Source organism: Nereida sp., from assembly GCF_965655635.1.
In the GTDB taxonomy this organism is placed as follows: domain Bacteria; phylum Pseudomonadota; class Alphaproteobacteria; order Rhodobacterales; family Rhodobacteraceae; genus Nereida.
On the sequence record NZ_CBFHHE010000001.1, the window covers coordinates 131,117 to 151,754 of the forward strand.

The following is a 20,638-nucleotide window of genomic DNA, read 5'->3' on the forward strand; positions in this document are numbered from 1 at the left end:
AAGTGGACAGTCAAATGCCCTTACAACGCGCTATCGATCGCTTCTTTTCCTCCGAGGCCTCCGGCGGGATCTTACTAATGCTCTCTGCCGTGGCGGCGCTTATCGTCGCAAACTCGGCGCTCGCACCATTTTATGAGAGCTGGTTGAACTCCTACTTCTCGGTCAAACTTAACGATGAGGGCATCGCCAAGCCTCTGATCTTGTGGATCAACGATGGTTTGATGGCGATCTTCTTCTTTCTGATCGGTCTTGAACTGAAGAAAGAGCTGCTTGAAGGCAAACTGAAAAATCCGCGCGATGTGGTGCTTCCGGGTATGGCCGCTGTTGGTGGTATGGTTGTTCCAGCACTTGTTTTCTTCGCCTTGAACTTTGGCCTTGTCAGCATCAAAGGCTGGGCCATCCCCGCCGCAACAGACATTGCCTTTGCCCTAGGTGTCCTTGCACTGATGGGTGACCGCGTGCCGTCCTCGCTTAAGGTGTTCTTGCTGACCCTTGCGATTTTGGATGACATGGGTGCGATCATCATTATCGCGTTGTTCTACACAGCCAATCTGCAGGTCGATTATCTCTATCTCGCGCTGATCCCGCTGGCTGGTATGGTGATGCTTAACCTCAAAGGTGCGCACCGTATTGCGCCGTTCATCTTGCTTGCAACAATCATGTGGGTCTTTGTTTTGAAGTCAGGCGTTCACGCAACGCTGGCCGGTGTTGTTGCGGCGTTCTGTATCCCGCTCAAGGACAAATGGGGCAAGTCACCGCTGCACTCGCTTGAGCACGCTTTGTCACCTTACGTGCTGTACCTGATCGTGCCGATCTTTGCTTTTGCTAACGCAGGCGTGGTCTTCAAGGGAATGTCCATAACCGACATCTTCCTACCGCTACCACTTGGTATTGCGCTTGGCTTGATTGTCGGTAAGCAGGTCGGTGTCTTCGGCGTAACATGGCTGATGGTCAAATCGGGGCTGGCAAAATTGCCCGCTGGTGCCAAGTGGTTGCACATCTACGGCGTTGCCTGTCTTGCCGGTATCGGCTTCACAATGTCGCTGTTCATCGGCTCACTCAGCTTTGATGATCCGGCCTTGATGAACCAAGTCCGCGTAGGCGTTCTGGCAGGCTCTGTCGTGTCTGCAATTCTTGGCTTTACGGCCCTCAAGATTGCCGCGCGACGCGACGAAAAAGAACAAGCCGTCGCCGCTTAGGGCACGCTCTTAAACTAACAACAAAAAGCCCACGCATCACGCGTGGGCTTTTTCGTTTCCTACCTTCGCTTGAGACGGCTTAACTGCGCGTCTCTTTGATAATACGCAGGATATCTTGCGCGGCTTCAGGGATGTTTGTCCCTGGCCCAAAGATCGCCTTCACGCCTGAGTTGTACAAGAAGTCGTAGTCCTGCTGCGGGATCACGCCACCACAGATCACAATGATGTCCCCAGCACCTGCAGCTTTCAGCGCCTCAACCAGTTTGGGTGCAAGCGTCTTATGACCCGCTGCTTGGCTACTGATACCGATCACATGTACGTCATTGTCGATGGCGTCTTGTGCAGCTTCTTCCGGCGTTTGGAATAGTGGTCCAACGTCCACATCAAACCCGATATCTGCAAAGGCGGTCGCGATCACTTTGGCGCCCCGATCGTGTCCGTCTTGGCCCATTTTAACGACCAGCATCCGTGGGCGGCGGCCCTCCTCTTGGGCGAAATCTTCAACAGATTTCTGGATCGCCGCAAACCCTGCATCACCGTCATATGCGGCACCATAGACACCTGCCAATGTCTTAACTTCGGCGCGGTGACGGCCAAACGCTTTTTCCATCGCCATACTAATTTCTCCTACAGTCGCCCGCGCACGCGCAGCCTCCACGGCCAAAGCCAGCAAGTTGCCAGTGCCGTCCCCAGCGGCTTGGGCCAGCGCATGCAGCGTGTGATCTACATCGGCTTGATTGCGGCTCGCTTTGATCCGTTCAAGTTGTTTGATCTGGCTGTCGCGCACAGACGCATTATCGATATCGCGAATGTCGATCTCGTCCTGCTTATCCAGCTTGAATTTGTTGACCCCAACGATCACTTCGTCGCCGCGATCCACAGCCGCCTGACGGCGCGCAGCAGCTTCTTCGATGCGCAGTTTCGGCATGCCCGAGGCAACCGCTTTGGTCATCCCGCCCATTTCCTCGACCTCTTCGATCAGCTTCCAAGCTTCATCCACAAGATCAGCGGTCAGTTTTTCAACGTAGTAGCTACCAGCCAGTGGATCGACCACATTGGTGACACCAGTTTCGTTTTGCAAGATAAGCTGGGTATTGCGCGCAATCCGCGAGCTGAACTCTGTCGGCAGCGCAATCGCCTCATCAAATGAGTTGGTATGCAAAGACTGCGTGCCGCCCAACACCGCCGACATCGCCTCGTAGGCCGTGCGAACGATGTTGTTATAGGGGTCTTGCTCTTGCAGTGACACGCCAGAGGTCTGACAGTGTGTACGCAGCATCAGTGAGCCTGGCTTTTTGGGCTCGAACTCTTCCATGATGCGGTGCCAAAGGAAGCGTGCTGCCCGTAGCTTTGCTGCTTCCATAAAGAAGTTCATCCCGATAGCGAAAAAGAACGAAAGCCGCCCTGCAAACGCATCAACATCAAGCCCCTTAGCTATGGCCGTGCGTACATACTCACGCCCGTCAGCCAGCGTAAACGCCAACTCCTGCACAAGGTTCGCACCCGCCTCTTGCATGTGGTACCCGCTGATCGAGATCGAGTTGAACTTGGGCATATCGGTGCTGGTGAACTCGATGATGTCCGCTACAATCCGCATCGAAGGCTCCGGCGGATAGATGTAGGTGTTGCGCACCATGAACTCTTTGAGAATGTCGTTCTGAATGGTTCCGGACAACTGCTCGGTGGGCACGCCCTGCTCTTGGCCCGCCACAATGAAACTTGCCAACACAGGAATAACCGCGCCGTTCATCGTCATAGAGACCGAGATTTTATCAAGCGGGATGCCATCAAACAGCGTTTTCATGTCTTCAACACTGTCAATCGCCACACCGGCCTTGCCGACGTCGCCCTCAACACGTTCATGATCGCTGTCGTACCCGCGGTGCGTTGCCAGATCGAACGCAACCGAGACGCCCTGCTGCCCCGCATCAAGTGCTTTGCGGTAGAAGGCGTTACTTTCTTCCGCGGTGGAGAAGCCCGCATACTGCCGGATCGTCCAGGGACGGCCTGTGTACATCGTGGCACGCGGCCCGCGCGTAAACGGCGCGCTCCCGGGCATGCCGCCCATATGCTCAAGCCCTTCGGCGTCATCACTTGTGTAAACCGGCTGCACTTCGATACCTTCGGGCGTCTGCCACTTCAGATCATCAAGCGGACGGCCACGCAGTTCTTTGTTGGCCAATTCAGTCCATTCGGTTTTGTTTTCGGTCTTTTTCGTCATCTGAGCCTCCTTGGGCTGTGCAACGGGAAATTGGTGATTATATCATTGGGTATGAAACGAGTTTTGGCATTCGCGCTTGGCGCATTTATCAGTTGTGGTCCGGCCCTTGCGGCTGACACCCCCTTGTCACCCGCGCTGTCGCCAGTGGATGAATGGCGCGCTGATCGGGCGGTGATACTGTCCACAGACGCAGTTACCCTTGATGATTTCAAATGGCTCGCACGGCCCATTGTTGTCTTCGCCGACAGCCCGAATGACCCGCGTTTCATCGAGCAAATGGAGCTGCTTGCCGCCCGCGCAGATGATCTGGCCGAGCGCGACGTGGTTGTGATGGTGGATACAGCGCCCTCTGCTAACTCTGCGCTGCGCAAAAAGCTGCGACCACGCGGATTTATGCTGGCGTTGATCGGCAAAGACGGTGGCATCAAACTGCGCAAACCGTTTCCGTGGGACGTACGCGAACTGTCACGGACCATCGATAAAATGCCCGTACGCAAGCGTGAAATCCGCGAAGGTCTGACGGCGGAATAACTCATACGCCCTCCTTCGAAAATTCGAAGACCGCGTCCCGCGGCAATCCTTTTTCCCACAAACGAAGCGCCGCGTTTAGCGACCGTATAGACGCGGGATCAGCTGCATAAAACTGCACCTCTGCGCCGCCCAAAAAACCAGCTGGGTTTTGCATGCGCAAAGCACCAAGCCGCGTCCAATCATCGCCCAGCCCCTCATCAATCCAGTGATCATAGACCATAACCAGCGGAACATTCTGCGCGCGTACCAACTCGCCCGCCCAGCCAACTTGCGGTTGGTTCAGGCGCTTCGCACGGGCCTGCGCATTGGCGAGGCCCCATAGATCCAACACATAATTCTCGTTGCCCCATGCCACGCGACCTAAGTTATTTACCGCCACGGGAGTTCTCGCAAAATCTTGGGCAAACCCCGCCGCTAAAATAGCCAAAGCCGCACTACGCATCCGCCCAGACACGCCGCGTGCTGACAGCAACAGCAAACCGCTTAGCACAGCCAAAAACAACCCGCCCGTTTGGTTAAGGTTTTGCGCCACACCGCCGAAAAGTTGCGCTACAGCCCCGCCACTTGGGCTGATCCCATCACTTAGCTTTGAAACCACTGAGCTTGGTAGGGCTTCAAGCCCCAGGCTGCTTGAGAACACCATGAATACTGCAATCGGCAAAAGAGCCACCGCACCCAATATCGCACCCCGCTTTGGCCGCTCAACGCCAATCACAACTGCTGCGGCAAGCGCCAAGGCAAGCCCCTCAAGGCGCAACGCCGGCGCAAGCAAAATACCCGCCACCAACATCCACGACACACCGCGCCCCTGCGCCCATTTTTGCAAACCGGCCACAATCATCAACGTTGCCGCAATGTGGGGGGTGTGTTCCATCGCTGTCATTGTAGCGCCTGCAAGGTTCAAACCCGCAGGTGCCAGCCCCGCGCCGATCAACACCCACGCGCGTCCTGCATTGTCTTCAGGCAATGCCCGCCAACAGATCAGCGCCCAAACCAAAACCGCACCAACCATCACAATCAGATTAAGCGCAAACGGCACCATCCGCCCGATGCTATCTTGGGCAAACGGCGCCAGAAGAAAGGGATAGAGAGGCGATGAGGCCGCACTGGCCGCCTCATTTACGTTCACGCCGTAACCACCGCGCGCAATCTGCTCGGCCATGGCAAGGTGGATGTAGACGTCATCAAGGGGGTATTCAAATACACCACCGGCGCGCAAAATTCCCCCACCGATCAGAAAAACCCAGACTGCAGCAACGGGCACCAGCGCCACGAAAGCAACCACCGAATACGGCATGTTATGATACAGCCGTTGCGCAGACATTTGGGTTATTCAAACTCCATGATGATGTCATCAACCGCCAGATTGTCACCCGCGGCAGCGTTGATTTTGGTAATCTTCGTGGTCTTTTCGGCGCGCAAGATGTTCTCCATCTTCATCGCCTCCACGGTGCACAAGGCCTGGCCTTCTTGCACTTCATCGCCAACAGCCACATCCACTTTCACAATCAATCCTGGCATCGGGCACAGCAGCAGCTTCGACGTGTCAGGCGCCACTTTTTCAGGCATCAATCGGGCAAGCTCGGCCTGGCGCGGGGTGTAGCATTTCAAGATAACCTCAGCACCACGCCACCGCATGCAGAAACCTGCGGTCACTTTGTTCATCTTGATCAGCATCGGCGCACCGTCGACGAAGACTTCTGCAAGCGTATCGCCAGGGGTCCATGTGCTTTCAATACGGTGCGTGCTGCCATCATCAAAACGTACACTGGCGCCAGCTTGGTCTGCATCGATGTGCACAGGCATTTCTGTCCCGCCCGTCATGACGACCCAGTCTAGGCCGACTTTACGCTCGTGATTGTCCATGCGGCCTGAAACACGCGTACGGCGAATTTCGGCAACACGGTACATCGCCGCCGCCGACGCCGCGAGGCGTTTAAGGTCAGCTTCGGCAAGGGTCACACCTTCGAAACCGTCAGGATATTCTTCCTCAATGAAGGCCGTCGTGATGTTGCCGCTTGTGAATTTTTCGTGGTCATAAACTGCTGCAAGGAACGGCAGGTTGTGACCAATCCCCTCCATTTCAAAGCCGTCAAGCGCGTTGCGCATATGCTCAATTGCGGTCGCACGATCAGGGCCCCATGTGCACAGCTTTGCGATCATCGGGTCGTAATACATGCTGATTTCACCGCCCTCAAAAACACCAGTGTCATTGCGCACAACACGGGTTTCCTCGGCCACTTCAAGCGGCGGGCGATAGGTTTGCAAACGTCCAATTGACGGCAGGAAGTTGCGATACGGATCTTCCGCATAAAGGCGACTTTCCATCGCCCAGCCGTTCAATTTGATGTCCTCTTGCTTCAGCGCCAGTGCCTCGCCGTATGCCACGCGGATCATCTGCTCAACCAAATCAACACCGGTGATCAATTCGGTCACAGGGTGTTCCACCTGAAGGCGTGTGTTCATCTCGAGGAAGTAGAAGTTGCGGTCGCCGTCTACGATAAACTCAACTGTACCAGCGGACGTATAGCCCACCGCAGCGGCCAAGGCGCAGGACTGCTCGCCCATGGCTTTGCGGGTCGCCTCATCCAAAAAGGGCGAAGGCGCTTCTTCGATGACTTTTTGGTTACGGCGCTGAATAGAACACTCGCGCTCGCCCAAATAAAGCGTGTTTCCATGCGCATCCGCCAGCACCTGAATTTCGATATGGCGCGGCTGTGTCACGAATTTCTCGATGAAAATGCGGTCATCGCCAAAACTGTTGGCCGCCTCATTCTTGGACGACTGGAACCCCTCACGGGCTTCGGTGTCATTCCATGCAATACGCATCCCCTTACCGCCGCCGCCGGCAGAGGCCTTGATCATAACAGGATAGCCCACTTGGTTTGAGATTTTGACCGCGTCATCCGCGTCCTCGATCAGCCCCATGTACCCCGGCACAGTCGATACGTTTGCTTCTTGGGCCAGCTTTTTGGATGTGATCTTGTCGCCCATGGCCTCAATCGCGCCAGCAGGCGGTCCGATAAACGCAACACCCTCTGCCGCAAGCGCCTCGGCGAAAAGTTTGTTCTCGGACAAAAAGCCGTATCCCGGATGAACCGCTTCCGCGCCCGTTTGGCGAATTGCATCCATCACCTTGTCGATCACGATGTAGGACTGATTGGCGGGCGCAGGACCGATGTGAACCGCCTCATCGGCCATCTTCACGTGCAGCGCATTGCGGTCGGCGTCAGAATAAATAGCGGCAGTCGCAATGCCCATTTTGCGTGCGGTCTTGATAACACGACATGCAATTTCACCGCGGTTTGCGATCAGGATCTTTTTAAACATCGGGTGTCCTTTCATGGGCTAACCCAGAGGCAGCACCGGTCTTAAATGTCAGAAATTCAATAGCAAAAGAGCGCATCACACAATCACCTCGGGAAACGAAGCCTGCGCGCGGGCGACATCAATCACCAACATCGCCTCGTAACTTTCAGGATCAAACGGGTCTTCCGCAGGGATCACCTCACGCTCGAAAAACCAGCTTAGGCGACCCGCATCAAGATTGCCGCGCTCAAAAGGTTGATCGCCGAAATGCTCCCAAAGGGCGCGAATAAAGCCTTCGTCTGCACGCTTATCGGGCGGACGGCGGTCGCGAAACCGCTCACGCGAGACAAGCTTGGTTGGCCCTGCTTTTGCGGGACGGCGAATGACAAATTGGAAATCAGTCCCAGGTAAACGGCCCGGAAAGCCACGGTGTTTCAACATACCGCACCCCCTAGATAAGATGCTGCATGGAAGCGGGAGGGCGTAACCGCCATCCCGCATGAGTAATTACTTGTATTTGCCTGTGAAAGCAGGCTCTTGGCTGATCGGCTCTTGCTCGATGATGACAACATCATCCGCTTGCTTGCCAGCACATGCTGCCAAGAATGCAGTAACCCCAAGAACGGCGACGAGTTTAAGTGTTTGCGACATGAAATACTCCCAGTGTCCAATGCATCTGTACCAGCGTTTCGCCAGCACACTGCGTACGTGTTAAAGCCTGCCCATGCAGACATATCCAAAACCATAGCCACCCCAGAGATCAAAAGATACTTCATTTGCAAAATCGCGTGAAATCCCGCTGCAAATTGGTCACAGGTTGGGCGTAGGCACGTATCAAGAGTACTTGCACAGGACCGCATCAGAATTGCTCCCAAACACAGCGCGCACCATCACGTGAGAACGCCTCAAAGAACTGCGTCGCACTTGCGTCCGCAGCCCCAAACGGCACAACACGATCCGCAAGGGAGATCACAATCTGCTCGGGACGCAGCGCTTTCTCATCAAGCCAATGAAGCGCATATCCCTCGCAGAGTTGCTGAAAATCCAACTCAACATCCGCATATTTCAGACCGCCGGCGTCGCGTGTAATCTCTGGGGCAATCAGACGGAACCGCACCACATCCTCTTGGGTCAAAACCTCATGCATCTGCACGGTTTGCCCGGACGGCAACGCTAAGTCCGCCACATCCGCCATCGCGAAAGCAAACGATGGCAGCAGCGCAGCGCCGATCAGATATGGCAGACAAGCTCGGATCATAGCGGAATGTTATCGTGCTTTTTCCAAGGGTTGCTTAACTGTTTGCCACGCAGGGACGCAAACGCACGGCACACGCGGCGGCGTGTTGACTGGGGCATGATGACCTCGTCAATGAAGCCCTTCTCGGCGGCCACGAACGGGTTGGCAAAACGGTCTTCATATTCCGCTGTGCGCGCAGCAATCTTATCCGCGTCACCCAATTCAGAACGATACAGAATTTCTGTCGCACCCTTGGCACCCATCACAGCAATCTCGGCTGTGGGCCATGCATAGTTAATGTCGCCGCGCAGGTGTTTGGACGACATCACATCATAGGCACCGCCGTAGGCCTTGCGCGTGATCACTGTTACTTTCGGCACAGTCGCCTCGCCGTAGGCAAAGAGCAGCTTTGCACCATGCTTGATGACGCCACCGTACTCCTGACTGGTCCCCGGCAAGAAGCCCGGCACGTCAACAAGTGTCAAAATCGGAATTTCAAACGCATCACAGAAGCGCACAAAACGGGCCGCCTTACGCGAGCTATCAATGTCTACACACCCCGCCAGAACCATCGGCTGGTTGGCCACAACACCCACGGTTGAGCCTTCAAGACGCACAAAACCGGTGATGATGTTCTTGGCGAAATCCTCTTGGATTTCGTAGAAATCACCCTCATCCGCCAGCTTGGTGATCAGCTCTTTCATATCATAAGGCGTGTTCGGATTGTCAGGGATCAGCGTCCTGAGGCTGTCATCAATGCGCTGCACATCATCATAAAACGGGCGAACCGGCGGCTTTTCTTTGTTGTTCAGCGGCAGCAAATCCACCAGACGGCGCACTTCGGTTAGCGCTTCGACGTCGTTCTCAAATGCCGCATCCGCAACACTCGATTTACGCGTGTGCGTCGACGCACCGCCCAGCTCTTCTGCAGTGACCACTTCGTTCGTGACAGTTTTCACAACATCGGGACCGGTTACAAACATGTAGCTGGTGTCTTTGACCATAAAGATGAAGTCAGTCATCGCAGGGCTGTAAACAGCACCACCTGCGCACGGCCCCATGATCACACTGATTTGCGGGACAACGCCGCTGGCCATAATGTTACGCTGGAACACCTCGCCGTAGGCAGCAAGGCTGTCGACACCCTCTTGGATGCGCGCGCCGCCACTGTCGTTCAGGCCAATCACGGGTGCGCCATTTTGCACGGCCATATCCATGATCTTACAGATTTTCTTGGCGTGAGTTTCCGAGACCGAGCCACCCAAAACCGTGAAATCCTGCGAGAACACATAGACCATGCGGCCATTGATCGTGCCCCAACCGGTGATTACGCCATCACCCGGATGCTTGGTTTTTTCCATGCCAAATTCGGTGCAGCGGTGCGCCACGAACATATCGAACTCTTCGAAACTGCCTTCATCAAGCAACAGGTCAATACGCTCACGCGCGGTTAGCTTGCCTTTGGAGTGCTGCGCGGCGACACGGCGCTCGCCACCTCCCATGCTGGCCTCGTCACGGCGGGCCTCAAGTTCACTCAGAATATCTTTCATCGGGTGTCCCCTTTATCAACGCATGGAGTGTCACAAATGCTGCGACTGCACAAAGTTGCGCTGACCATAGGCTTAACCGAGCCCCAACAGAAGGCTTATTTCGCCAAGCTGCGTAGTTTGCATATAGTAGCATATGCCAATTGCGAAATTGCAAACATACGAAACCGCTTCCCCTTGCCGCCCCAAACCCGCTAAAGCAAAGTCATGAAGTTTACCATGCAGCCAGCGCGTACGGCTCCCCACATCGCAACCCTAATCTCGCTCGCAGGCATCTCTGCACTGACGATGAACATCTTTCTACCCTCGCTGCCCACAATGACGGCACACTTCGGGGCGGACTACGCAGTGATGCAGCTGTCCGTTGCGCTTTATCTTGCGGTAAGCGCCGCACTGCAGATCGTTATTGGACCGCTGTCCGACAGATACGGCCGCCGGCCCGTGCTGCTGTGGGGGCTTTCTCTTTTTTGCCTGGCGACGGTTGGCACGCTTGTGGCCCCAACGACCGAATGGTTTCTGGCCGCGCGCATGGCACAAGCGGTGATGGCCGTAGGGCTCGTGCTGTCGCGCGCCGTTGTCCGCGACATGGTGCCCACGGATCAAGCTGCCAGCATGATCGGATATGTGACCATGGGCATGTCGATCGTGCCGATGATTGGCCCCGGCATCGGTGGCGTGCTGGATCAAGCGTTTGGATGGCAGGCAAATTTCTGGCTGCTCCTCGGGCTTGGTGTGGCGATGCTTTACGCCGTCTACGTGGATTTGGGAGAAACACTTCCCGCAGACCGTCTGGGCGCAGGCCAAAGTTTTCGCGCCCAAATTCGTGACTATCCGCACTTGCTACTCTCACAACGCTTCTGGGGCTACTGCCTTGCATCTGCCTTCGCATCGGGCGCGTTTTTCGCCTACCTCGGTGGCGCGCCGTTTGTGGGAACGACCCTTTTTGACCTTGATCCAGCGATGCTTGGCTTTCTGTTTGGCGCGCCAGCGTTGGGATATTTTGCGGGCAATTGGATCACAGGCAAGTACGCAGCCCGCGTCGGCGTGAACATGATGGTGCTTGTGGGCGCGATTTTGATCACTGTTGGGATGACACTTTTGTTCCTGACATTTATGGCCGGCATCCAAACGGAATTGGTCTTTTTCGGCTTCATGACGACCGTGGGATTGGGCAACGGCATGGTCATCCCCAATGCCACTGCGGGCATGCTAAGCGTGCGCCCACAACTCGCGGGCACCGCATCAGGTCTGGGAAGCGCCATCATGATCGGTGGGGGCGCTGCGTTGTCGGCCCTGGCAGGCATCATGCTGAATGAAGAGACCGGCGCGTGGCCACTGTTATGGATCATGATGCTGACGTCTTTCGCCGCACTGGCGTGCATCCTGCACACAATCCACAGAGAGCGCCAATTGGCCCGCCAAGCGTAACTTTGCAAACCCATTGATTAACCGCAGCGTATTTGCAAATATTTCGGGATGGCACAGCAAAAACTCTACGCTGGCGTAAAGCTACGCGACATCCGAACCAAACACGGGCTAACCCAAAAGCTTTTCGCCGAGCGGTTGGGCGTATCCTTGAGCTATCTAAACCAGATGGAAAACAACAACCGTCCCCTTGCGACGGGGGTTGTCTTGGCACTGGCGTCAGAGTTTGGATATGACGTGCGCGGCCTATCCATGGGCGAGGCCGAGCGGATGGTCACTGATATCCGCGAAGCCTTGGCCGATCCTGTTTTCCCCGATCAAGTCCCCCTGCCCGACCTTCAATTGATCAGCTCAAACGCACCGGCTTTTGCTAAGTCGTTTCTGGATTTGCATAAAGCCTACCGCGAAGTACACGACAGGCTTGCCTCGCTCGACGAGGCCCTTGGGCGCGATGGCACGGGGCTACGCCTGTCGCCTTGGGAAGAAGTGCGCGACTTTTTTCACTATTGCGATAACTACATTGACGCAGTCGATGTGGCCGCTGAAAACTTTGCGTTGCGTAAGCTGACCCTAGATGAGGCATTTGACGAGATCGGTGTAATGTTGCTGCGCACGGACACAGGCCCGTTGCGGCGCTATGATCCGGCCACGCGCTTTTTGCGCATTTCGGAACGCGCCAGCCCCGCCACTTACCGCTTTCAAGCACTGGTGCAAATTGCGTTGCTCACCCACGACAAGCTGCTTGAGGCGACCCTTGATCTGGCCCGCTTTCAAACGACTGAAGCGCGCGACATCGCCAAGATTGGTTTGGCTAACTATTTCGCCGGTGCTGCGATGATGCCCTACGGCGAGTTTTTGGATGTAGCGCGCAGTACTCGCCATGATCTTGAACGGTTGGCTGCGCATTTCGGCGCGTCAATCGAGCAGGTCGCACACCGGCTTTCCACCCTACAGCGGCCTGGGGCCAAGGGGATTCCGTTCTTCTTTGTACGCGTTGATCCGGCGGGCACGATCACCAAACGTCACTCCTCTACAAGGTTGCAATTTGCCCGTTTCGGCGGGGCCTGCCCGCTTTGGAATGTCCACCGCGCTTTTGAAACACCGGGGCGTTTCTTGCGCCAACTGGCCGAAACCCCCGATGGGCATCGCTATATCAGCATTGCCCGCGACGTCAGCAAATCAGGTGGTGCTTTTGATGCACCAACGCGCCGCTATGCCATTGCCCTTGGCTGCGAGGTGCAGCACGCCCCGCAAATCATTTACGCCGACGGAATGGATATTTCGGGGCCCCATGTTTTTGAACCAATCGGCGTGTCGTGCCGCATTTGTGAGCGATCAAATTGCCACCAACGATCCGTTCCGCCCCTTGAGCGTAGTTTGAACGCGGACCCCAATAGTCGTGAAATCCTGCCTTATACGTTGGACCCGTAACCGACCGTCATTGCCCCGCACGCCGCCAACCTGCGCGCTGCGCTTCGGATGCGGAGCAAAACCACCGCTCTCCGCGGTTCTCATTGATGCCCGTGCGCGCATAAAACCGGTCACTGGGCATATGATAGATACGGCCGTTCTTTGAGATGTTGCCTTTGAGTGCACAGCTTGGGTCCGGTGCGTCACGGCCACGGGCCGCTTGCTGGCGCGCCACGGCGTGACGTTCGTAGGTGCTTGACCAAAGCCCGCGGTTTTGTACGGAAGCCGATTTTTCAAGGGTGACGTAATCGCGCGAGTATTTCACGTAGGCCAGCGCCAATCCATCAGCCACAAGTTCTGCGCCCACGTCGCGGCCCGCTACAAAACATTTGGCCACGATCCTGCCATACCGGTCCACGTCACGGATTTTGCAGGTTGCGCGCTGGCCTTGGTAACGGGCGCGCACTTCGTCTTGGACATAGCTGCCGCAGTCCCACCGCACGCCCTGCGCAGAGCGGCAAGTTTAGCCTACTTCGACAGCATCAACACCATGCAGCCGCACACGTTCACCGCCCACATCAAAGGTGTCGCCATCAATCACACGGATAACACCTGACTGGTCAGCGGCAGCAAGTGTTGCTGAAAAGAGGGTCAGAAAAAGGAAAAAGGCACATCTTACGATTTGGTTAAGATGTGCCCCAACGCGCCGTGGCGCAAGTCAAATCGGGCGAAAGGTTAACCGTTTAAAACGGGGCCTCAACGTCCCCCATTGCCACGTAGACGGTCTTTACTTCCGAGTAGTGATTGATCGCCTCTTTCGAGTTTTCGCGGCCCACACCGGACGCTTTCGCACCGCCAAAGGGGGCCTCAACAGGGGCAAGGTTGTAGGTATTGATATAGCACGTGCCCGCCTCAAAGCCCTTCACCACGCGGTGCGCGCGAGTAATGTCTTTGGTGAACACCCCTGCGGCCAGCCCAAATTCCGTGTCATTTGCGCGGGCCAGCACTTCGTCTTCTGAGGTGAATGACAACACAGACATCACGGGGCCGAAAATTTCATCACGGGCAATTGTCATGTCATCTGTTACGTCCGCGAACACAGTCGGCTGAAGGTAGAACCCGTCTTGGGCCAGCTGTTTACCACCGTAGACCAGACGCGCGCCCTCGGCCTCGCCCTTGGCGATGAAGCTTTTGACGATCTCCATCTGCGCGGCGCTGACCATGGGGCCGAAAGTTGTTTCAGGGTCCATCGGATCACCGATGATTGCCGTATCAAGGCGCGCGCAGAGCCGCTCAAGAAACCGCTCAAGAATGTCTGCATGCACGAAGACACGCGTGCCGTTCGAGCACACCTGACCCGAGGAATAGAAATTACCCAAAATTGCGCCACTTACGGCGTTTTCAATATCAGCGTCTTCAAAAACGATCATGGGTGATTTGCCCCCAAGCTCCATCGTGACGTGCTTCATCTGCGCCGCAGCGGCCGCGTAGACCTTGCGCCCCGTCGGTACAGAACCCGTCAGCGATACTTTGTTGACGCGCGGTTCGCCCGCCAGTTTTGCCCCCACATCGCCCAAGCCTTGGACCACGTTGTAAAGGCCCGCAGGGGCGCCCGCTTCCATCATGATTTCCGCAATTTTCAGCGCACAAAGCGGTGTGGTTTCGGATGGTTTGAAAATCATCGCATTGCCGCAGGCCAGTGCGGGCGCGCCTTTCCAGCACGCAATCTGTGTGGGGTAGTTCCACGCGCCGATGCCAACGCAAAGTCCCAAGGGCTCACGCACGGTGTAGACGAAATCATCGCCCAGCTGGATGTGCTCGCCTGTTAATGAGCCTGCCAGCCCGCCGAAATACTCAAGCGCGTCCGCGCCAGACGTGGCATCCGCGACAGAGGTTTCTGAATAGGGTTTGCCCGTGTCATAAGTCTCTAGGACGGACAGATCATGGTTTCGCGCACGCATGATGTCAGCGGCCCGTCGCAGCACGCGGCCACGCTCTGTGCCGGTCATCGCGGCCCACTCTTTTTGCGCCCGCAGACCGCTTTGCACCGCCGCTTCGATCACTGCATCCGTGGCCGAATGAACCGTGGCCACCACTTCACCAGTAGCGGGGTAAATCACGTCGATCGACGTGCCAGCAGTATCTTCGAGGTATTTGCCATCCACAAAATGGCTCGCCTTGGGTTGGGTTTGCATGATGCTCTCCTTACTCGCCGCGCGGGAAGCGTTTGTTTTCTTCCAGCACGTTTAAATCCATATGATTGCGCATGTATTGCTCGGACGCGCGCTTGAGCGGTTGATAGTCCCAAGGGTAGTAATCGCCGTTGCGAAGCGCCTCGTAAACCACCCACCGTTTGGCCTGTGAGTGGCGCACATCTGCGTCAAAACGGGCAAGGTCCCAACGGGCTTCTGACTTGGCGCGCAGGGTTTGCAACCTGCCTTGATGCGCGGGGTCTTCCGCCAAGTTCGTCAGTTCGTGCGGGTCATCGTCAAGGTTGAATAGCTGATCCGCATCAAGCGTGCAGCGGTTGTATTTCCACGGGCCATAGCGCAGCGAGACAAGTGGCGCGTAAGAGGCCTCGGCGGCGTATTCCATTGCCACAGGCTCGGTTCGCTCAACGCCCTGCCCCATAGGAACAAGTGACTGTCCCGCGGTCCATGGCATGACCTCATCCATGCTGACACCTGCCAGATCACATAAGGTCGGGCATACGTCGATGTTGCTAACCGGGGTTTCGTGAAGGCCAGCTTCCATTTGCGGCGCACAGATCATCATAGGCACCCGCGACGATCCTTCATAGAACGACATTTTGAACCACAACCCACGCTCGCCAAGCATATCACCGTGGTCTGAAACGAAGACGATGATCGCTTCTTGGCGGGTATCTTCAAGCACCTGAAGCAGCTCACCAACTTTGTCATCAAGGTATGAGATGTTGGCAAAATACGCTTGGCGCGAGCGGCGGATATCTTCTTTCGTGATGTCAAAACTGCGCCAATCGTTCGCATCAAAAATACGCTTAGAATGGGTATCGTGATCTTTGTAATCCATCGCCGGAATCTCCGGTTCAAGATGCTCACAATCCTCATAAAGGTCCCAATATTTCTTGCGCGCCACATAAGGGTCATGGGGGTGCGTGAAGCTGACCGTCATGCACCACGGACGCTCATCAAGCCCACGGGAAAACTCGTAAAGCTTGGTCTTTGCATTATAGGCGACCTCGTCATCATATTCCATTTGGTTGGATGTTTCAGCCACGCCGGCGCCGGTCACAGAGCCCATGTTGTGATACCACCAATCAATGCGCTCACCAGGTTTGCGGTAATCGGGGGTCCAACCGAAATCAGCGGGATAAATGTCTGTAGTCAGACGTTCCTCAAAGCCGTGCATCTGATCTGGGCCAACAAAGTGCATCTTGCCTGACAGGCAGGTCCGGTAGCCAGCGCGGCGCAGATGGTGGGCATAAGTTGGCACACTTGACGGAAACTCGGCCGCGTTGTCGTAGACACCTGTGGCGGAAGGCAGCTGCCCCGACATAAACGCAGCGCGGCCCGGCGCGCAAAGCGGGCTTGCCGTGTAGGCGTTTTTGAAACGTGTTGAACGCGCCGCAAGCTTTTTGAGGTTCGGTGCATGAAGCCACTCTGCGGGACCATCGGGAAAGAGTGTGCCGTTCAACTGATCAACCATAAGAATTAGGATATTCGGCTTCATTATTTATACCTTCGTTTCATGAGTAACTGGCGTGACGGCACGCTTTTTCTGCGCCTCGCGCCACGTGATAAATATGACGGATGCGACAATGACCAGCCCGCCAAAAACGACCCAAGCATCAACAGGTTCGCCAAAAACCACAACCCCCAGAAGCGTTGCCCAGACAAGCTGCAGGAACGTGGCGGGCTGAGTCACGGTGACCGGAGCCGCCGCGAATGCAAGTGTCATGGTGTAGTGGCCAGCGGTGGCAAAACACGCAACGCCAAACAAGATAACGGTGTCGTGGAAACTGACCGGCACCCAGACTGCATAGGCAAAAGGCGCAAGGCCAATTGTCACCGTTATCGAGAGCATGCCAACAATCACCGCCGGTCCAAGCTGTCCGCTGAGTTGTTTGGCCAAAAGATATCCCGCACCAAAACCAAAAGCCGTAAACAGCATTGCGATATGACCGATATCAACTTCCCGAAATCCGGGGCGTAGAATGATCAGCGCGCCAATCAGCGCACAGATAATCGCAGCGATGCGCGGCAAGGCAAGCTTTTCACCCAAAAACAGCGCTGCACCGATGGTGACATAAACAGGGCCTAGGTAATTCATCGCTGTGACCTCGGCCAAGGGGATGCGCGTCATCGCATAAAACCAACAGATCACCGCAAGCGTGTGTACAAACCCGCGTGCCGAGAACAGGACCAACTGGCGCTTGGTCAAATGCGCATCAAAGATGGGTTTGATCATTGGGATCAGGAACACCAACCCAAGTAGATACCGCAAAAACGCGCTTTGCGCGGCGGGCACGCGGCCATCCGTATATTTGACCAATGCCGTGACTGTCACGAACATTACACCCGTGACGACCATCCAGAAAATACCTCGGCGCGCAGAAGGTTGGGTCATGGCAGCAACAACTTCAGCGCAATCGCCCACATCAACAGCCCCACACCGGCATCTAAGATTTGCCAACTGCGCGGCCTGGCAAAGAAAGGCGTCAGTAACCGCGCGCCATAGCCGAGGGTGAAGAAAAACGAAAAGCTGGCCAAAATTGCCCCAATACCAAAAGCCATTTTATCATCACATTCCGCCGACACCGATCCGATCAGGATGACCGTATCAAGATACACATGCGGGTTTAGCCATGTGATGGCTGCCACCGCAGCCAAAGCTCCGATCAGTGGGGTGCGTTGCCCTTCAGAGGGCACCAGCGCTTGCCCACCTTTATAGGCGGACACAAAACTACGCGCGCCATAGGCGATCAAGAACGCCGCACCGCCATATGTAAAAAGCGGCTCAACCCATGGTACCGCATTCGTCATGGCCGTAAATCCCATGACACCTGCTGTGATCAAGATGGCATCTGAAGTTGCGCAGAACAGCACAAGTGGCAGGACATGCTCACGGCGCACACCATAGCGCAACACTAAAGCGTTTTGCGCGCCAATCGCCACGATCAATGACAAAGCAACACCATAGCCCGCGAAAAACGCACCGTTCACCATGGGTACAGCCTCTTCTTCTTTTGTTTAAAAATATCCAAAATAAAAAATGCCGCGACCCAGAGCCGCGACATTGGAACCTTACAGAGCTAGTAGCTGGGTTTACTCACTCCCCAGTTGCTCCATGACCTCGTCGCTGGCCTCGAAGTTGGCAGTGACTGTTTGCACGTCATCATCATCTTCAAGTGCTTCGATCAGGCGCATTAGCTTTTGCATACCTTCAAGATCAAGCTCAGTCGTCGTGGTGGGTTTCCAGATCAGTTTTGTGCTGTCTGACTCGCCCAACTCTGCCTCAAGTGCCTGTGAGACCGCATGCAAATCTGTGTCGGCGCAATAGACCACGTGGCCTTCTTCATCGCTCTCTACATCTTCGGCACCTGCTTCAATTGCCGCCATCATAACCGTGTCGTTATCGCCCACGGATGCAGGGTAGCTAACCGCACCTTTGCGGTCGAACATAAAGCCCACACTGCCGGTCTCGCCCAAATTGCCACCTGATTTGGTGAACGTTGAACGCACGGTGCTGGCCGTGCGGTTGCGGTTGTCGGTCATCGTCTCGACGATCACAGCGACGCCACCTGGGCCATAGCCTTCATAGCGGATCTCATCATAGTTTTCCGCGTCACCACCTTGGGATTTTTTGATCGCACGATCAATTACGTCCTTGGGAACCGATTGCGATTTGGCTTCTTTCACCGCAAGACGCAGGCGCGGGTTGTTGTCTGGATCAGGGTCGCCCATTTTGGCAGCCACTGTGATCTCTTTTGCGAGCTTGGAAAACAGCTTGGAGCGCAGCTTATCCTGACGGCCCTTGCGGTGCTGAATATTCGCCCATTTTGAGTGGCCAGCCATGTGCCATCCTCCCTCTTTAATCTAGTATTGCTGCCTTATAGCCCTGCGTGAAAGCGGGTTGCAATGGGCAGGGGCTTGCTTTCACATGCCCCAAACGGAGCGTGCCTTATGACGATTGATCAAATTATCCTTTTCACTCTTTTCGGTGCTGTGTTTGGCATGCTTCTTTGGGGGCGGTTTCGCTATGATCTGGTGGCGTTTGCGGCCCTAATGATAGGGGTGGTTTTGGGCGTTGTGCCCACAAAGGATGCGTTCAGCGGCTTCGGGCACCCAGCCGCTTTGGTGGTCGCACTCGTTTTGATCGTTTCCGCAGGTCTGGTCGATCAGGCGCGGTTTACTTGATCACCCGCACTTTGGTGGACGCCACACGGGGACTTGGCGGGCATATCGCGTTGATGGGCGGCATCGGCGGGGTGTTATCAGCATTCATGAACAACGTGGCGGCCCTGGCACTTTTGATGCCTGTCGACATTCAAACAGCGCGCAAAGCAGGCCGCGCGCCGGGGCTATCTCTGATGCCGTTGTCGTTTGCTACAATTCTTGGGGGCATGGCCACGCTGATTGGGACACCCCCGAATATTATCATTGCAACGATCCGTGAAGAAAGCCTTGGTGAGCCGTTCAAGATGTTCGACTTCGCCCCTGTCGGCGGGATCACAGCCATCGCCGGTTTGGCATTCATCGCGCTAATCGGGTGGCGGTTAATCCCCAGCAAAGGTGATAGCAGCAACACCACAGATGAGTTTGCCTCATATATCGCTGAGTTGACTGTGCCCGAGGACCGCAAACATATCGGCAAAACCGTGGCCGAGCTTGATGAGGTGGCCGAGAAGAACGACGTGGCAATTTTGGGGCTGATACGCGATGGCAAACGCCTGCGCGGGCTGTCCAAAACCCGCACGTTGAAAGCTGCGGACGCCTTAGTGATCGAAGCCTCCCCAGAGGCGTTGGATGAATTCCGTGCAGCCCTTTCGTTGGATTTTGCAGATGAACGCCGCGAAGAATTGCTGCGCGCTGATGGGGCTGGGCTAAACGTTATAGAGATAGTTATGACCGATGGGTCACGTTTGAACGGCCGTACCGCGCAGGCCGTTGGTATGTCATGGCGACGGCGGGCTATTTTGATGGGCATCAGTCGCGAAGGCCGCGCAATCAAAAGCCAAATCCGCCAAACCCCCCTTAAGCCCGGTGATATCTTACTGGTGTTGCTGCCTGACGGAACTGAGGCGGATGTTACTGATTGGCTTGGATGTCTGCCCCTTGCGGACCGTGGCCTCAGCGTAACCCAAGATAATAAAGTTTGGGTGGCGATTGGACTTTTCGCAGCTGCGGTTATTGCTGCCTCTCTTGGCTGGATTTATCTGCCCATCGCCCTTGGGATCGTGGTGATCGGTTTTGTTTTCTTGAAAATAATCCCGGTCCGCGAAGTTTATGACCATATCGAATGGCCCGTGGTGGTCCTGCTTGGCTCAATGATCCCGCTTGGTGCTGCTCTTGAGACATCAGGTGGCACAGAATTGATCGCGGACAGCTTCATTGATCTGACAACAGGCCTGCCCGCATGGGCCATTTTGACGGTACTGATGATTGTAACCATGACCCTGTCTGACGTATTGAACAATACCGCAACCACCATAGTGGCGGCCCCGATTGGCATCCAGATGGTGCAGTCTTTGGGCGTGAACCCCGACCCGTTTTTGATG

Annotated in this window: 17 protein-coding genes and 1 pseudogene; 5 read left to right on the plus strand and 13 right to left on the minus strand. The window is 55.7% G+C overall.

The window, feature by feature from the left end; translation table 11 throughout:
• Nucleotides 1-14: 14 nt before the first annotated feature.
• The gene (nhaA, locus tag ACTF5M_RS00685) at nt 15-1,199 is read left to right on the plus strand and encodes a Na+/H+ antiporter NhaA (protein ID WP_438959195.1); all 1,185 of its coding nucleotides are present in this window, start codon (nt 15-17) and stop codon (nt 1,197-1,199) included.
• Between the two features lie 79 nt (nt 1,200-1,278).
• Here the strand turns inward: nhaA and scpA are convergent, their stop codons facing one another.
• Nucleotides 1,279-3,420, minus strand: coding sequence for a methylmalonyl-CoA mutase (gene scpA, locus ACTF5M_RS00690; RefSeq protein ID WP_438959196.1), 2,142 nt, complete (start codon nt 3,418-3,420; stop codon nt 1,279-1,281).
• 51 nt (nt 3,421-3,471) lie between these two features.
• On the opposite strand from scpA, the gene ACTF5M_RS00695 reads away from it, so the two are divergent.
• Nucleotides 3,472-3,951 (plus strand): DUF4174 domain-containing protein, encoded by a 480-nt coding sequence (locus ACTF5M_RS00695; protein WP_438959197.1) that lies wholly within the window; start codon nt 3,472-3,474, stop codon nt 3,949-3,951.
• A gap of 1 nt (nt 3,952) precedes the next feature.
• Here the strand turns inward: ACTF5M_RS00695 and ACTF5M_RS00700 are convergent, their stop codons facing one another.
• From ACTF5M_RS00700 to ACTF5M_RS00725, 6 genes are all read right to left on the minus strand, one after another.
• Entirely contained in the window at nt 3,953-5,275 is a 1,323-nt protein-coding gene (locus ACTF5M_RS00700; RefSeq protein WP_438959198.1) for a hypothetical protein, read from the minus strand.
• 5 nt (nt 5,276-5,280) lie between these two features.
• Nucleotides 5,281-7,281 carry an acetyl-CoA carboxylase biotin carboxylase subunit gene (locus ACTF5M_RS00705; RefSeq protein WP_438959199.1) on the minus strand — a complete coding sequence of 667 codons (2,001 nt, stop codon included), beginning with the start codon at nt 7,279-7,281 and terminating at the stop codon, nt 5,281-5,283.
• Nucleotides 7,282-7,356: 75 nt separating this feature from the next.
• Entirely contained in the window at nt 7,357-7,701 is a 345-nt protein-coding gene (locus ACTF5M_RS00710; RefSeq protein ID WP_347198281.1) for a hypothetical protein, read from the minus strand.
• Nucleotides 7,702-7,767: 66 nt separating this feature from the next.
• Nucleotides 7,768-7,911 carry a hypothetical protein gene (locus tag ACTF5M_RS00715; protein WP_177193447.1) on the minus strand — a complete coding sequence of 48 codons (144 nt, stop codon included), beginning with the start codon at nt 7,909-7,911 and terminating at the stop codon, nt 7,768-7,770.
• 208 nt (nt 7,912-8,119) lie between these two features.
• Nucleotides 8,120-8,518, minus strand: a complete 399-nt coding sequence (locus tag ACTF5M_RS00720; RefSeq protein WP_438959200.1) for a DUF6497 family protein — start codon at nt 8,516-8,518, stop codon at nt 8,120-8,122.
• Nucleotides 8,515-10,047 carry an acyl-CoA carboxylase subunit beta gene (locus ACTF5M_RS00725; RefSeq protein WP_438959201.1) on the minus strand — a complete coding sequence of 511 codons (1,533 nt, stop codon included), beginning with the start codon at nt 10,045-10,047 and terminating at the stop codon, nt 8,515-8,517. The genes ACTF5M_RS00720 and ACTF5M_RS00725 overlap by 4 nt, the downstream gene beginning before the upstream one ends.
• 204 nt (nt 10,048-10,251) lie before the next feature.
• On the opposite strand from ACTF5M_RS00725, the gene ACTF5M_RS00730 reads away from it, so the two are divergent.
• Nucleotides 10,252-11,472, plus strand: coding sequence for a multidrug effflux MFS transporter (locus ACTF5M_RS00730; RefSeq protein WP_438959202.1), 1,221 nt, complete (start codon nt 10,252-10,254; stop codon nt 11,470-11,472).
• Between the two features lie 48 nt (nt 11,473-11,520).
• Nucleotides 11,521-12,900 carry a helix-turn-helix domain-containing protein gene (locus ACTF5M_RS00735; protein WP_438959203.1) on the plus strand — a complete coding sequence of 460 codons (1,380 nt, stop codon included), beginning with the start codon at nt 11,521-11,523 and terminating at the stop codon, nt 12,898-12,900.
• Nucleotides 12,901-12,907: 7 nt separating this feature from the next.
• Here the strand turns inward: ACTF5M_RS00735 and ACTF5M_RS00740 are convergent, their stop codons facing one another.
• From ACTF5M_RS00740 to ACTF5M_RS00765, 6 genes are all read right to left on the minus strand, one after another.
• On the minus strand, nt 12,908-13,381 hold the full coding sequence (locus ACTF5M_RS00740) for a thermonuclease family protein (RefSeq protein ID WP_438959204.1): 474 nt from the start codon (nt 13,379-13,381) through the stop codon (nt 12,908-12,910).
• 241 nt (nt 13,382-13,622) lie between these two features.
• Complete coding sequence (gene betB, locus ACTF5M_RS00745) at nt 13,623-15,074, minus strand: betaine-aldehyde dehydrogenase (RefSeq protein WP_438959205.1); 1,452 nt, start codon at nt 15,072-15,074, stop codon at nt 13,623-13,625.
• 10 nt (nt 15,075-15,084) lie between these two features.
• Nucleotides 15,085-16,593 (minus strand): choline-sulfatase, encoded by a 1,509-nt coding sequence (gene betC, locus ACTF5M_RS00750; RefSeq protein WP_438959212.1) that lies wholly within the window; start codon nt 16,591-16,593, stop codon nt 15,085-15,087.
• A complete protein-coding gene (locus tag ACTF5M_RS00755) occupies nt 16,594-17,487 on the minus strand; it encodes a DMT family transporter (protein WP_438959213.1) in 894 nt (297 codons plus the stop codon).
• The gene (locus ACTF5M_RS00760; protein ID WP_438959206.1) at nt 17,484-18,086 is read right to left on the minus strand and encodes a LysE/ArgO family amino acid transporter; all 603 of its coding nucleotides are present in this window, start codon (nt 18,084-18,086) and stop codon (nt 17,484-17,486) included. The genes ACTF5M_RS00755 and ACTF5M_RS00760 overlap by 4 nt, the downstream gene beginning before the upstream one ends.
• Nucleotides 18,087-18,185: 99 nt before the next feature.
• The gene (locus tag ACTF5M_RS00765; protein WP_048597319.1) at nt 18,186-18,935 is read right to left on the minus strand and encodes a YebC/PmpR family DNA-binding transcriptional regulator; all 750 of its coding nucleotides are present in this window, start codon (nt 18,933-18,935) and stop codon (nt 18,186-18,188) included.
• 108 nt (nt 18,936-19,043) lie between these two features.
• On the opposite strand from ACTF5M_RS00765, the pseudogene ACTF5M_RS00770 reads away from it, so the two are divergent.
• Nucleotides 19,044-20,638: pseudogene (locus ACTF5M_RS00770) on the plus strand (SLC13 family permease); the annotation flags it as partial.